This window comes from Luteimonas sp. e5 (assembly GCF_054031035.1).
In genome coordinates, this window is sequence record NZ_JBSTRX010000002.1 from 109,113 (window position 1) to 123,267 (window position 14,155).

The window sequence follows — 14,155 nt, forward strand, 5'->3', positions numbered from 1 at the left end:
ATCGCCTGCCACCGCCCATGCTTGCCTTGATCCAGCGCGTCAGCCGCGCCCAGGTCGATGTCGATGGTGAAACCGTCGGCCGCATCGGTGCCGGCCTGCTCGCCCTGGTCTGCGCCGAGCCGGGCGATGAGGCCGCCACCGTCACGCGCATGGCCGAGCGCCTGCTGGCGTATCGCGTGTTCGCCGACGAAGCCGGGCGCATGAACCGCTCACTGACCGACGTCGGCGGCCAACTGTTGCTGGTCAGCCAGTTCACCCTGGCCGCGGACACCTCGCGCGGACTGCGCCCGGGTTTCAGTCATGCGGCTGAACCTGAACAGGCTGAACAACTGTATCGTCTGCTGGTGCGCGAATGCAGTGCCCGCCACCCGCAAGGGGTGGAAACCGGCCGCTTCCGTGCCCATATGCAGGTAAGCCTGGTCAATGATGGCCCGGTGACATTCATGTTGCGGACCTGAATCCCCCGTGGCATGGGCAAAATGGTACAATTAGGGGTTCACTTTCGACCAGGGTGTGAAGCCGCATGGCCAACGAACGTCAGGCCCAATCAGAAATCAAGCAGCTGATCAGCAAGGGTCTGGAGCAGGGCTACCTGACCTATGCCGAGGTCAATGATCACCTGCCTGATGATCTGGTCGATCCCGAACAGATCGAAGACATCATCAGCATGATCAACGGCATGGGCATCGAGGTCCACGAAGTGGCCCCGGATGCCGAGACCCTGCTGTTGGCCGGGCAGTCCGATGGTGGCCGCGAGGTGGACGATACCGCCGCCGAGGAAGCTGCCGCCGCGCTGTCGGCGCTGGATGCCGAGACCGGTCGCACCACCGACCCGGTGCGCATGTACATGCGCGAGATGGGCACCGTCGATCTGCTCACCCGCGAAGGCGAGATCGCCATCGCCAAGCGCATCGAGGAAGGCCTCAACCAGATGCTGGCCGCGCTGGCGCTGTTCCCGCCCTCGGTCAAGACCGTGCTCGACGATTACGCGCTGCACAGCGAGGGCAAGAAGCGCCTTGCCGAAGTGGTGACCGGCTTCAACGACTATGTCGAGGAGCAGCTCGCCGCCGAAGCGGCCGCTGCGGCCGAGGAGGACGAGGACACCGCGCCGGTGGAGGATGACGAGGCCGATGCGGAGGTCGAGGACGACGATGCCGCCGAGAGCGACGAGCCGGCGCCGACCGGCCCGGACCCGGAAGAGGTCAAGGCGCGCATGGAAGCGATGGCCGCGCTGTACGCCAAGTTCGAGAAGGCGCTGGCCAAGCATGGCCCGGCGCACAAGAGCGTGACCAAGCTGCGCCAGGAAATGGCCGACATCCTGATCACCTTCAAGTTCCCGCTGCCGTACTTCGATGCGCTGGTCGACGGCGTGCGCGCGGTGCAGAACGAAGTGAAGCTGCGCGAGCGCCGGATCATGGAGCTGGCCACGCGTCAGGCGGGCATGCCGCGCCGCGAGTTCCTCAAGGCTTGGGCCGGCAACCAGGGCAACTTGGACTGGGTCGACGACATGCTCAAGCGCAAGCAGAAGTGGGGCTCCGGCCTGCGCGACGTGCGCGAGCAGATCATCGCCCAGCAGGAGTCGATCCTGGCGCTGGAGGAAACCAGCTCGATGACGCTGGCCGACATCCGCGAGATCGTCAAGACCATGGCCTATGGCGAAATCCAGGCGCGTCAGGCGAAGAAGGAAATGGTCGAGGCCAACCTGCGCCTGGTCATCTCCATCGCCAAGAAGTACACCAACCGCGGCCTGCAGTTCCTCGACCTGATCCAGGAAGGCAACATCGGCCTGATGAAGGCGGTCGACAAGTTCGAGTTCCGCCGCGGCTTCAAGTTCTCCACCTATGCCACCTGGTGGATCCGCCAGGCCATCACCCGTTCGATCGCCGACCAGGCGCGCACCATCCGAATCCCGGTGCACATGATCGAAACCATCAACAAGTTGAACCGCATCTCCCGCCAGATGCTCCAGCAGTACGGCCGTGAAGCCACGCCGGAAGAGCTGGCCAGGGAAATGGAGATGCCCGAGGACCGGGTGCGCAAGGTGATGAAGATCGCCAAGGAGCCGATCTCGATGGAAACCCCGATCGGCGACGACGAAGACTCGCATCTGGGCGACTTCATCGAGGACACCAACGTGATGTCCCCGATCGATGCCACCACCGACATCAACCTGATCGAAACCGTGCGCGACGTGCTCGCCGGCCTCACCCCGCGCGAGGCCAAGGTGCTGCGCATGCGCTTCGGCATCGACATGAACACCGACCACACCCTGGAGGAAGTCGGCAAGCAGTTCGATGTCACCCGCGAGCGCATCCGCCAGATCGAAGCCAAGGCCCTGCGCAAGCTGCGCCACCCCTCGCGCAGCGAAACCCTGCGCAGCTTCCTCGACGTGGAGTGAGCCCGCGCCACCGTAGTCCGAACGACCCGCCGCAAGGCGGGTTTTTCGTGGCGACGCGCTAAACTGCCCGTCCCCCGCGGGCCCATAGCTCAATGGTCAGAGCAGAGGACTCATAATCCTTTGGTTGCAGGTTCGAGTCCTGCTGGGCCCACCATCTACTGATCCAACGAAGTCCGACTCAGTCCTGAAACCCCTTTGAAGTCCAGTGTTTACGCGGAGTGCCCGTGCGGGGTCGTCCGAAGGGGGCCAACTGAATCCGAGTGGATCGTGAGTAACGACGTGAGTAAGATAGCTGAGTCGCCCACGCTTACTCACGTATCGGTTACTCACAGGAATGCTGACAGACACCAAGCTGCGCGCACTGAAGCCCAAGGAGAAGGTCTACCGCCTCGCTGATGCGAATGGGCTGTGCATCGAGGTCAGGCCCTCAGGATCCCGGATCTGGCGCTACCGATACCGGTACGCCGGCAAGGCCAACATGCTGACCATCGGGGTCTATCCGGCCGTCTCGTTGGCTGAAGCGCGGGCTGAAAGGGAAAAGGCTCGCGCCCAGCTCAAGAAGGGCATGGATCCGTCGCTAGTGGCGAGGATAGATCGAGCCGCCCAAGAGGAAGAGGCCGGCAACACGTTTGGCGCAATAGCCAAGGAGCTCACCGCCCAGCGTTCGCAGAAGCTCAGCCCTGGATCTGTTGTACGCGAACGCAGGATGCTGGAGCGCGATCTGGGAAGCATTGCCGCTCTGCCGATCCGGAGCATTACCGCGCCGATGCTGCTGAAGGCCCTTCGCAAGGTTGAGGGCCGAGGGGCGGTCGAGACGGCGCATCGCGCCCGCGCTGCAGCGGGCATGGTTTTTCGCTATGCCATTGCCACTGGCCGGGCGGAGAACGATCCGACGGTGAGCCTCGCAGGCGCTCTGGCGCCCACGACGACGAAGCATTTCGCCAGCATCACGGATCCAGACGAGGTCGCGAAGCTGCTCAGAGCGATCTACTGCTACCAAGGCTCTCCGATCGTGGCCGTTGCGCTCAAGCTCTCCGCATTGCTGTTTGTCAGGCCAGGCGAGCTTCGGGCAGCTCGTTGGCTTGATATCGACCTCTGCTCCGCGGAGTGGCGCTATGTCACGAGCAAGACAAAGACTTCACACGTGGTGCCGTTAGCCAGTCAAGTGATCGAGTTGCTCGAAGAGGTCAAGCCTTACTCCAGGAACAGCCAGTTCGTCTTCCCCAGCGTGAGGACTATCTCAAAGCCCATTAGCGAAAACACAATCAACGCGGCCCTTAGGAACCTTGGGTTTGATGGGACGATGATCACGGCGCATGGGTTTCGCGCAATGGCGCGGACACTCTTGGATGAGGTGCTTGGGTTCCGGCCCGATTTCATCGAGCATCAGCTGGCGCACGCGGTTCGTGACCCGCTAGGCCGAGCCTACAACCGGACCACGCATCTCGAAGAGCGAAAAAAAATGATGCAATCGTGGGCCGACTACCTTGAGCAACTGCGACTCACGTCCGTCGATCGGGAGCGTTCGATTTAAGGGCTGTGGGCGACATCGGAAGGTACCGGATCTATTCGCGAAAGCGCGTCCGTAGCGGCAAGCCCCTCTTACACAGTAGCTTCAACGGTCGCAGCGTCCACAAGCGACGCAACTTCGGTGTACATATCAACTCTAGTCCCTGGTGCTGAAATCGAGATCACCAGTGCGTAGCGCCCGATATCTGTAACGCGCCGCTGACCGGTATGTGACTTCCACCAGCCCCCGACAGGATAAACAGCGATCAAATCGTGTCCCGCGAGGTCGATCGCGTGACCCCGCCATAGGTCGCAGTGGAGTGAGCCGGCTTGTACGGCCTTGGAACCTAGGAGCCAGTAATCCTGTTCGCGTTCAGCGGGGGACGTGCCGCGCTCTTGGGCAGCGTTGACGCGAGCGCGAAAGGCCGCCGCCGTCTCGTTACGCTTCTTCATCGCGAACCGAAGTCCAAACGAGCGGTAGGTCTCGGGGCGCGTTGCGGCCTTTCCAGACAGGTTAGGTTCGACGAAATAAGATAGGGTCACTTTCATCGTGACAACTTGGTTCTCAAGCTGCTCAAGCGCTTCGCGCGGCCACGGAAGATCATAAAAGTGCATCTCGTTGAACACGCCTGACCGATCATCGGCGCCCAGGGCAAACGGCTGGATCTCCGCTTCTGCAACGAGAGTTAGGTCATTACTTGCCGAAAGAGCCGCGCGCTCGAACTCCGGTACCCCATAGCCAACTTCGCGCAATAGCATCTGCCGCTGCCGTTTGGATGAGCCTCTCCAATGATCCCCTCGGCCAATTAACTGATCGCGGATCGGCTTGGGCCATCTTGCAGCATCGACTGTTAGCGCGCGGTGGGTCTCCGGCCATAGATCTGGCAGCGCGGCTTGTAGTCGCCCCATAAAGTTTCCAGCTACGCCCACGGCTGCACTAGTTGCCCAGAATGGCACCAGTGGCTCGGTCGTTACCTCTGAACCGGTTGCAAGCAGCGATACTGCTTCGTGCCAACCGCAAAAGTTACTGGAATCCGCTGCCATGTTACCGGCTTCAAACAAGACCTCGGGTTTGATTGGAGTGAGGTCGTAAGGTAAAGACCGCGAGCCGCGGCTGAATGGGCTACGATTATTGGCCTTGACCACGGGCTTATATGACGGGGGTGGTGCGGGCATCTGCTCCTTGCGAGTAAAACCGCCAATGGTCAGTGCGTTCCAACTCTGCGAAGGATCTTCGAGCGGCTTTGGCTGCACGACGTCGTCTAACATCCCTCCAGAGACGTTTCCGGTGGCCACCATGAGCAACCGCTTGGGCGTACGGGAAGCATGGCTATTGTCTGCTGCATCTCCGGCTGTCGAGCCAGAAGCTATCTGGTCCAGAGCGCCACTCCAAGTAGAAGGTCGGTCCGACGGGAAGTCTGTTGTAGTGGTTGCAAGACAAAAAGCGCGAGCGACCCCGGGACGCGCGACTTCTACCTGAGCTACTGCACCTTGTGTTACGACCCCGTAGCTAGGCGGTTCCGTTGCAGGAAAGCCGTTCGGCGGCAGCAACTTCATCGACTCCACCGCATGAGTGAGTTCTACGGGGCCCGTGCTGTTCATGTAAGGCTCGAGGTCGCCGTAGAGGATCAGACCAGCCAAGGCGGTTCCGTGCCCGCCGTCAGGGTAGTGATCATCGGCTCCCCAAGCCTCATCATACGCCCACGCGCCTTCCAGGCCGAAGGAAAGGAGTGGATGTGCGGCCGCGACCCCCGTATCAAGAGTGCATACCACGCCGGCTGTCTCAATAGGCCGGACAACCCGAGTGGCCAAATCGTCAACCCAATCCGAAGAAGTAACACCGGTGCCGTAGCGGTCAAGGAATGGCTGGATCGTCCCTGTTGCGCGCCGGACCTCGGTGATTGCACCCGGCAGCCGGGCGGTGAACTCCGCCAAAGCGCGGGCGTGCGTATGCACGAAAACCACAACAGTCTCTGGAAACGCCAGTCGGTCGGGATGAACGTCGAGATTCAATGAGCGAGCAAGATTCGATACGTAGTCCGCGCGCCGTGAATCTCCCGGAACCCACAATTCCCACCAGGCCGCAGTTGTAGATCCTAAGTCCACGTCACCGACAAAAATCGACTCTGCCCTAGCAGCGCTGATTGTCTCGAGCACTTCAAAACGCTCGATGTCAGGTCGCCGTGTGTTGCGCGGCGCGCGGCCGTAGGCGGCGAGCCGGTCGCGTAGAAACGCACGTGCGTCGTCAGGAATGAATAGGAGAGCGCTCTCGATCCTGTCAAGACGTTGAGTTCGCAGGGTTCGTATGTCCTGCGAGGCAAAGTCAAGCGTGGTCGGCACCTTGACGGCATTTACAAACGAGCCTTCATCTGGCGGGCGCGTTGTAACCTCAACTATCCTGCCGAGCTTCAAATCCGGAATCGGAAGTCGTGTGTCCGCCTCGCCTGTGGGTACTTCATCCAGCGCGGCGGTGAGCTGACTAATGAGCCCCTCCGCATGTGCGGCGTAGTTTTCGCGCAGAGGTCTCCTCGATTGGGCGCGTGAAGGAAACCCATACCTGGCGGATTCGCGAAACGCGTTAATGGTTAGGTGCGGCTTATCGCGCGCTCCGTACTCATTAGACTCTGTCATGCTACCCCATTGCTACGCATGTTCTAAACACCGCTTTCCCCGGCGGTGGCCTAATCAATCGTAGAGCGGCGAAACTTTCCCTTCAGCGTGTGACGGTTCCTTAGGGCGTGCATGAGCGCATTCCCCGATACCTTGGACGAGCCCTCAAGGATCGCATCTTTAACCACCGCGTCTGCGGCACGCACTAGTTCACCTTGGCTTAGCCCACACGAAGCAGGCGCAATCCCAGCCAACACCTTTGGGCCGGGCTTCAACTTACCAAGGCGTCGTTCAAGAATGGCTCGAGCAGCCAACGCATCCGGCACCTGATATTCAATTACTTCGTCGAATCGCCGCGCTAGTGCCTCATCAAGAATTTCAACGTGATTGGTTGCGGCTAGTACCAGGCTGTCGGTTGAGTTCGGCTCTTCCATGAAGGCCAAGACTGAATTGAGGACGCGTCGAATCTCACCTACGTCGTTAGGATCGCCACGGCGTGCGCCTATCGCGTCGAACTCATCGAGTAAGTAGACACCACGAGTTTGTGCGATCTGATCGAATAGGAGTCGCAACTTCGCAGCCGTCTCTCCAAGAAATCGGCTAAACAGTGCTTCAAGCCGAACGGTGAAGAGCGGAAGATGGAGCTCACCCGCTAACGCAGACGCTGTCATCGTCTTGCCGGTGCCGGGAGGTCCAACCAGCAAGATGTGCGTCGTCGGGCGATGACCGTGCTCTCGTAGTCGTGCGCGTTCTCGCTGCTGACGCACGACGCGAGCAAGCCGCTGATGCACGTCTTCCGATAGGACCATGCTCTCTAGAGTGACCTTCGGATAGGTGCTCTCGACGAGACCCTGTAGCTCTCCACGCGGACGGGCGAGGGGGATCGGTGTCTGTCCGCTTGGCTGTCGTTCGTTCCGTTGCTGGTCCCGGGCGCGCTGCACCAGACGCTTGAGCTTATTGGCCTCCTCAAGGCGGCCTTGCCTAGCCTCTTGGGCTGCAACTTGAAGAGCAATTGACAAGAATTGCTCCTCGTCGCGCTCAATGTGCGAGTTGAGGAGCGCAATCAGCTGCTTTGTGGACATAGGAGGCTCCTCGCGTTACAGCTGCCAGACGCGTGAACATGCACATCGTGGTCTGCGCCAGATGTGCGGTCGAGCATGTCCAGCCAGCGCTTTAGGTTAGCACGAGCCGGTGCACAAATCGTGCCCTGTGTTGTCTTGAAATGGCACTGGTTCCGAAAGTATTCAAAGCAAATGAGTTTCAAATACATATTACTCTTGTGAGGCTGGCTGAGGGCCCGCCTCGCGGGAGGGCGCTCCGCATCGTAGCGCCTCTGAACGGCTGAAACATGATCCCTCCAAAGAACGACATCGTGACCTGTGTTCTCGTGGTCACCGCAGCACTGTTGGTGAGCCTCGCAAAATGTGCGGGCTGCACGACCAGGCCCCTCTGAACCTATTAACCAATGCCACCGCACAAGGCCCGGGTCGTCCCGGGCCTTGTGCTTTATGGCGTCTGAGGAATTGAACATGCATCTTGTTGAGTCAATGGCCTACACCGGGGCGACTCCCTGGCACGGGCTGGGCAATCGGCTTCCGTCGAATCAGTCCATCGACGACTGGAAGAAGAGCGCTCGGATGGACTGGGACATCCGAGAAGCCGAAGTCCGCTACATCACCGGTGAGGACGGCATCGGCGTCGTCAACGCCTTCCCAGACCAGAAGGTCCTGTACCGCTCCGACACCAAGGCTCCCCTGTCGGTGGTCGGCAAACGCTTCAAAGTGGTCCAGCCTGGGGAGGTCCTGGAGTTCTATCGGGACCTGACCGAGGTCGGCGGGTTCGAGCTGGAGACGGCGGGCGTGCTGCGGCAGGGGCGCAAGTTCTGGGCGCTCGCCAAGACAGGCCAGAGCACGATGCTCAAGGGCCGGGATCGGGTCGAGGGCTACCTGCTGCTGGCGACCGCGTGCGACGGCACCCTGGCGACGACCGCGCAGTTCACGTCGGTTCGTGTGGTCTGCAACAACACCCTGGCGATCGCGCTGGGGAGCAACGCAGGTGCCGTCAAGGTTCCGCATCGCAGTCAGTTCAACCCCGACGTGGTCAAGCGGCAACTGGGAATCACGGTGTCCACGTGGGATCCGTTCGTTGCCCGCATGAAGGCGCTGGTGGAGTGTCCCGTCGACCCGGACTCGGTGGATGGGCTCCTGCGTCGCGTCCTCACCTACCCGACGCCGGATGGAACCGGCGTTGTGGTGAACGAGCAGGCGTACAAGGTGGCGCGAGCGCTCTATGACGGTGCTGGCAAGGGTGCGGACATGAAGTCCGCTCGCGGCACTGCCTGGGGCGTCCTGAGCAGCGTGACGGAGTACGTAGACCATCATCGACGTGCGCGCAGCGATGACCATCGCAGGGACGCGGCTTGGTTCGGGGTCGGTGCCCAGATCAAGCAGCGGGCGTGGGATGAAGCCGTGAAGATGGTTGCCTGAGCATGGACGTGGATCCACTCGATATCGCGTACATCGCTTTGGGCGCGAAGCAGGCGTTGTCTTCGAGCCGTCCGTCCCATGGAGTGGGGGCCTTCGACGGCGAGCTGGCCTACGTGCAGGCGTGCATCGAGCACGCAGGTCTGCTCGATGAGGCATGGGAGCGGTGTAGCGACACCTTCCCGGGTGTCTGGTGCTACGAGGTCGCCGAGCCCTTCGGTTTTCAGATGGGCAAGCACCTGCTCCATGGCGGGGATGCGAAGGAAGCCCGGTCCATCCTGGACACGATCGTAGCGGCCGTAGACCCGGTACCTGCGTAACCGCCTTAACCAATCAACCCGTACGACAGGCCCGGCCTCAGCAAGGAGTGCCGGGCCTTCTTCTTTGGAGGATTCGTAATGAGCAGATCACCGGCATTGCGCCTGGTCGATACGCGTTCGCTCCCGCGCCAACAGTGGCTGGAGGTTCGCAAGAAGGGAATCGGCAGCTCGGATGCTGCCGCCGCAGTTGGCCTGTGTCCGTACAAGAGCCAGTTGGAGCTGTGGATGGAGAAGACCGGGCGAACTGTCCGGCAGGAGGAGCCGGGTCAGGACTCGCCGATGTACTGGGGCACCTTGCTGGAGCCGTACGTGGCGACCGCCTATACAGAGCGCACCGGCAACAAGGTCCGTCGCCTCAACGCCGTCCTGCAGCACCCCACCTACAGCTACATGCTGGCCAACATCGACCGCGAGGTCGTGGCCAACCCGCACGTCCAGATCCTGGAGTGTAAGACGGCCGGGGAGTTTGGATCTCGCCTGTGGCGCGACGGGGTGCCCGAGTACGTCCAGCTCCAGGTCCAACACCAGTTGGCCGTGACGGGCAAGCAGGCCGCCGATGTGGCCGTGTTGCTGTGTGGCCAAAAGCTTGAGCTCCACCGGATCGAGCGTGATGAGGACTTGATCGGACGGTTGATCGTGCTGGAAGCACGGTTCTGGGAGCACGTGACGCAGGACGTGCCGCCGTCTGCAGACGGCAGCGAGTCAGCGGCCAGGGCGTTGCGCAACCTGTATCCCGGCACGGACACGACGATCGATCTCACCGAAGACCGCCAGCTATGCAGCGACTTCCAGTCCTTGGTCGCGTTGCGCGATGAGATCGCCGAGAAGGACAAGCAAGCGGAGTGCCTGCGCCAGCGCCTGCAAGAGGCGATGGGCGATGCATCCCGCGCGCTCTTCCTCGGTGGGGAGATCACCTTCCGTCGCTCCAAGGACAGCACCAGCGTCGATGCCAAGCGGCTCGCGCAGGAGCACCCGGAGCTCGTAGCGCAGTACACGGTCGACCGCCCCGGCAGCCGCCGGTTCCGCATCGTTCCCCACAAAGAAGGAGAGTGAGCATGTTGAAGGGCTTGGTGATCACCCCGCCCGTAGTGGGGAGGATCTCGATTGGACGTGTGGTTGAACGCAACGGCAAGCGCCTGCCCGAGAAGGACGACCAGTTCACCCTGACCAGTCAGGTACAGAATCGGGCAGGGTGGGTGCTCCACCCGCTGGATGAGGCATTGCGCAAGAACGCGGGGGGCAAGCTGCGATCGATCCCGGTGCGGCTGCTGTTCAACGACCCGGGTCTGAACCTGCGAGCGGACTACTCGTTGTTCGATCGGGCGACCGGACGGCCGATGTGTGTAGGCAACGGCGAGAGCTGCCGGCGCTTGGACAAGGGGGAGATCTCCCAAGTGCCCTGTCCGGGGCCCGACAGCTGCGCGTATGCAGGGGGAGACTGCAAGGCCTACGCACGTCTGAACGTTGGGATCGGAGACGAGGACGAGTTGGGCAGCTTCGTGCTGCGCACAACGTCTTACAACACGATCCGCACCTTGGCGGCACGGCTCGAGTATTTCAGCGCGGTGTCGGGTGGGCTGCTCGCGTGTATGCCTTTGGAACTCAAGCTGCGGGGCAAGTCCACCGCGATGAGCTTTCGGTCGGCGATCTACTACGTGGACCTGGTGGTTCGGTCGGGGATGACCCTGGAAGAGGCCATCACCCACGCGCGTGAGGTGGACCGGGCGCGCAAGGAAGCGGGCTTTGACCAACGGGCGCTGGACGAGGCTGCTCGACGGGGCTTTGCGAAGGGCGCGTTCGAGGACCTAGACGAGGACGTTCCCAGCGTGGTGGAGGAGTTCTATCCCGACGGCAGTGAGGTCGCAGCGGCGGAGCCGGCCAGTGCGAAGCCAATCACCTTGAACGACCGACTGGAGCAAAAGGTCGCCTCGGCTAACAATAACCACTAGGAGGGCAGACGCAATGCTCATGAAAGCAATCGGCAGCGTCGTCGTGTACGGCTTCGCGTTGTACGGGCTGGGCGGGTTCCTGAAGAGGGTCCACGCCGTCAGAAAAGCACAGCCACAGGTTCACGTGGATGGGTGAGGAGCAGATGGAGATCACAAGCGCAGTAGCCACACCGCTCTACGTACGGAGCAAGTCCCGCTCCTACAAGGCGGCGAGCAGCGACGAGATCTTGGAGGCGGCGAGGGCCGTCGTTGGGCAGCGGATGAGCCGCGGGACGTGCTTTTCAAACCCTGGCACTGCCAAAAGCTTCTTCCGGGACAAGCTGGGCGGCCTTCACCGGGAGGTGTTCGCGGCCGCGTTCCTAGACACCCGCCACAGGCTGATCGAGTACGTGGAGCTGTTTCATGGATCGATTGATGGCGCAGAGGTGCACCCGAGGGAGGTTGTGCGGCACGCACTTCGGTGCAATGCAGCCGCAGTCCTCATCGCGCACAACCACCCGTCGGGCGCGGTCGATCCTTCTGCAGCGGACCGAGCCGTTACCATCCGGCTCAAGCAGGCTCTCGCGCTCGTGGATGTCCGATTGATAGATCACATCATCGTGGGCGGGCTGAAGACAGCGGCACTGGCCGAACGAGGGGGGCTGTAGGGGAGCAGGTAGGAGTACCGCCGGGCCGGGGGCGCATTGCGCCCCCGGCCTCCGTGCCCCGCCTCCTTTTTTGCCTCTTAATCACAAAAGTAGGCTCTACCCTATTGACGTCATGTCTACGGAGGCGTAGATTGCCGACCGTCAAGGCAGGCGGAGCAACCATGAACACGACACTTCACTTTTCACAACGGATGTCCCAGCGAGGGGTCAGCCGTGAAATGGTGCGACTCGTCCGTGAGTACGGAGTTCTCGAAGGCGAGAAGGTGGTGCTGGGCCAACGTGCCGCTGGGCAAGTGATTGATGAGCTCATGGACAAGCTCAGGGTGCTCAAGAAGATCCAGGACAAGGGAGGCGTGATCGTTGTCGAGGACGGCGACTCGCTTATCACGACCTACAACTATTCCCGACGCCGTAAGCGGACGGGAGCGAGGCGCTCATGAGCTCGAAGATTTTGCGGCAGGTGACGGAGGCACTCCGGGGATCACCCATGCCTCGCCAGGACATCGCCATCCTCGCGGTGCAGCTTCTGGTTTGGGCAAGGATCGGCAAGAAGGAGTGGGTGACTAACACGGTGCCTAGCTTGAGCGAGGCGGCTGACTCGGGATTGGGACTTCTCGACGCGGGTGTGGCTGCCCTGGAGCGCGCAAACGGCACCTTGGGGCAAGCATTTGCTGGCATACAGCGGCGGGCCGAGCTCGCTGGTCCCGGCCTCCTGGTCGCCGCGAACATCTGTATTCGTCTCGAGCGCGACGGGTTGTTGGATGGACTCGATCTCCACGAGTTGATCGCCAGTTTGGGCGCGGAGGTCGGTACAGAGTGGGCGCTGTACCACTCTTCCTTGGTTGACCTAATGGTTCGTTTGGTAGGGCCTACGGCTGGCACCACCACCTATTGTCCTTGGGACCAGATCGCCCAAGCCTCGTCCAGCGTGCTCCGTGCCGGGGGTGAGGCAGCTGTAGAGAATCCATTGATCACTCCGTTTCCGGCCCTGGCAGCCATCTTCTCGGGGAAGGAAAGCCGGACTGCCTACAGCGACCCCATCGGGTCACCATCGTTTATTGAGAGCGGAAGGCTCGAGCGTTTCGATCAGTCCGTCGCACTCCCCCCTCTCGGGATCAAGGTGCGTGGTGACGTGGTTGACCGAGACCTGTTTGGCCGCTTCGACAACCCCAAAGCCACTTGGGCTGTCTTGTGCATTCAACACCTGATGGCGCACTCGCGACGTCGGGTTGTCGTCGCTGTTCCGTACAGCCTGCTGACCGGTGTTGGTGCCGACAAGAAGCTGCGGGAACAACTGGTCCGAGCCGGCCAGGTCCGGACCGTGATCTCGCTATTTCCCGGGCTGGCGTCCGGCACCGCGATCCAGCTGGCGATCTTGGTGCTTGATCCGCGGGGCGGCACCAAGCAGGTGCGCTTCGTCAACGCAAGTGGGGAGTGCTTCAAGATCCAGCAGGGGCGCTCCAGGGTTGCGATCGGCAACGTGGATAAGCTCCTGGAAACGGTCCAGTCGAGAAGCGAATCCGACCTGGCACGCTCCGTGGAAATCGGAGAGATCGAGGCCAATGAGTTCTCGCTTCAGGTTGAACGTTACGTTCTCGACGAGGGCAGGATGGAGCTGCAGCGCAGGCTTGCGCACCTAGAGACAGTCGCTCTTGGTGACCTCGTTTCCACCGTACGAACCCCTCCTGCATCCAAGGCGGACTCGGATGGCGTTCCGGTGCTCGAGGTCGGCGCGTCTGACATCGCTCGTACCGGCTATACGCGCCCGGGACGAGAGGGAACGGTGCGGGATGTCGACAGTCACGACCCGGATCACTTCCTCAGGGAAGGCGACATCGTGCTTACGATCCGCGGCAACGTCGGCAGGGTGGGAATCATCCCACCGGACGCCGCCAGGCCGGGGCGCGGGGGCTGGACGGCAGGCTCGTCATTAACCGTCTTGAGAGCTCGCCCTGAGAATCGCGTTGATCCGGCGGTTCTCGCACTCTTGCTCCGGTCGCCGTTGGGACAAGAGCTGCTGTCGGGGATCTCGTCTGGCGTCACGATTCCGATGATTACGTTGCGTGATCTGCTTCGACTTGAGCTCCCGGCGCCGGGCACGAATGCCTCGCATACAGCTCGAGCAATTCTCGATGAGGAAGAGGCTCTCGGCAGGCAGATCGCCGAGATGGTCAAGAAGCAACAGAACGTGGCTGGGCTCGATTCGGCCTATGGCCTTTTGGACTAGTCCGGAGACAGA

At 61.6% G+C, this 14,155-nt stretch carries 12 protein-coding genes and 1 tRNA gene; 11 read left to right on the forward strand and 2 right to left on the reverse strand.

Annotated features, from left to right (window positions below; translation table 11 throughout):
• Window positions 1-17 precede the first annotated feature (17 nt).
• From dtd to ACW11F_RS05955, 4 genes are all read left to right on the forward strand, one after another.
• Window positions 18-458, forward strand: coding sequence for a D-aminoacyl-tRNA deacylase (gene dtd, locus ACW11F_RS05940; RefSeq protein ID WP_456996551.1), 441 nt, complete (start codon window positions 18-20; stop codon window positions 456-458).
• A 65-nt stretch (window positions 459-523) separates the two neighbouring features.
• Complete coding sequence (gene rpoD, locus ACW11F_RS05945; RefSeq protein WP_456995995.1) at window positions 524-2,398, forward strand: RNA polymerase sigma factor RpoD; 1,875 nt, start codon at window positions 524-526, stop codon at window positions 2,396-2,398.
• A gap of 78 nt (window positions 2,399-2,476) precedes the next feature.
• Window positions 2,477-2,552 (forward strand) — tRNA-Ile (locus ACW11F_RS05950).
• Window positions 2,553-2,732: 180 nt separating this feature from the next.
• Window positions 2,733-3,932 carry a tyrosine-type recombinase/integrase gene (locus ACW11F_RS05955; protein WP_456995996.1) on the forward strand — a complete coding sequence of 400 codons (1,200 nt, stop codon included), beginning with the start codon at window positions 2,733-2,735 and terminating at the stop codon, window positions 3,930-3,932.
• Window positions 3,933-4,000: 68 nt separating this feature from the next.
• On the opposite strand, the gene ACW11F_RS05960 is transcribed toward ACW11F_RS05955, so the two are convergent.
• Together ACW11F_RS05960 and ACW11F_RS05965 are read right to left on the reverse strand one after the other, a co-directional pair.
• Window positions 4,001-6,538, reverse strand: a complete 2,538-nt coding sequence (locus ACW11F_RS05960) for a S8 family serine peptidase (RefSeq protein WP_456995997.1) — start codon at window positions 6,536-6,538, stop codon at window positions 4,001-4,003.
• 50 nt (window positions 6,539-6,588) lie between these two features.
• Window positions 6,589-7,599 carry an AAA family ATPase gene (locus ACW11F_RS05965; RefSeq protein ID WP_456995998.1) on the reverse strand — a complete coding sequence of 337 codons (1,011 nt, stop codon included), beginning with the start codon at window positions 7,597-7,599 and terminating at the stop codon, window positions 6,589-6,591.
• A gap of 447 nt (window positions 7,600-8,046) precedes the next feature.
• Between ACW11F_RS05965 and ACW11F_RS05970 the strand changes: the two genes are divergently transcribed.
• The 7 genes from ACW11F_RS05970 (at window position 8,047) to ACW11F_RS06000 (ending at window position 14,143) form a co-directional block, all read left to right on the forward strand.
• A complete protein-coding gene (locus tag ACW11F_RS05970) occupies window positions 8,047-9,003 on the forward strand; it encodes a DUF932 domain-containing protein (RefSeq protein ID WP_456995999.1) in 957 nt (318 codons plus the stop codon).
• Window positions 9,004-9,011: 8 nt separating this feature from the next.
• Window positions 9,012-9,320, forward strand: a complete 309-nt coding sequence (locus ACW11F_RS05975; RefSeq protein WP_456996000.1) for a hypothetical protein — start codon at window positions 9,012-9,014, stop codon at window positions 9,318-9,320.
• A 78-nt stretch (window positions 9,321-9,398) separates the two neighbouring features.
• The gene (locus tag ACW11F_RS05980) at window positions 9,399-10,373 is read left to right on the forward strand and encodes a YqaJ viral recombinase family nuclease (protein WP_456996001.1); all 975 of its coding nucleotides are present in this window, start codon (window positions 9,399-9,401) and stop codon (window positions 10,371-10,373) included.
• Between the two features lie 2 nt (window positions 10,374-10,375).
• Entirely contained in the window at window positions 10,376-11,269 is an 894-nt protein-coding gene (locus ACW11F_RS05985) for a recombination directionality factor (protein WP_456996002.1), read from the forward strand.
• Window positions 11,270-11,397: 128 nt separating this feature from the next.
• The gene (locus tag ACW11F_RS05990) at window positions 11,398-11,916 is read left to right on the forward strand and encodes a JAB domain-containing protein (RefSeq protein ID WP_456996004.1); all 519 of its coding nucleotides are present in this window, start codon (window positions 11,398-11,400) and stop codon (window positions 11,914-11,916) included.
• 161 nt (window positions 11,917-12,077) lie between these two features.
• Window positions 12,078-12,356 (forward strand): DUF4258 domain-containing protein, encoded by a 279-nt coding sequence (locus ACW11F_RS05995; RefSeq protein WP_141519694.1) that lies wholly within the window; start codon window positions 12,078-12,080, stop codon window positions 12,354-12,356.
• The gene (locus tag ACW11F_RS06000) at window positions 12,353-14,143 is read left to right on the forward strand and encodes an N-6 DNA methylase (protein WP_456996005.1); all 1,791 of its coding nucleotides are present in this window, start codon (window positions 12,353-12,355) and stop codon (window positions 14,141-14,143) included. The genes ACW11F_RS05995 and ACW11F_RS06000 overlap by 4 nt, the downstream gene beginning before the upstream one ends.
• The last annotated feature ends 12 nt before the right edge of the window (window positions 14,144-14,155 follow it).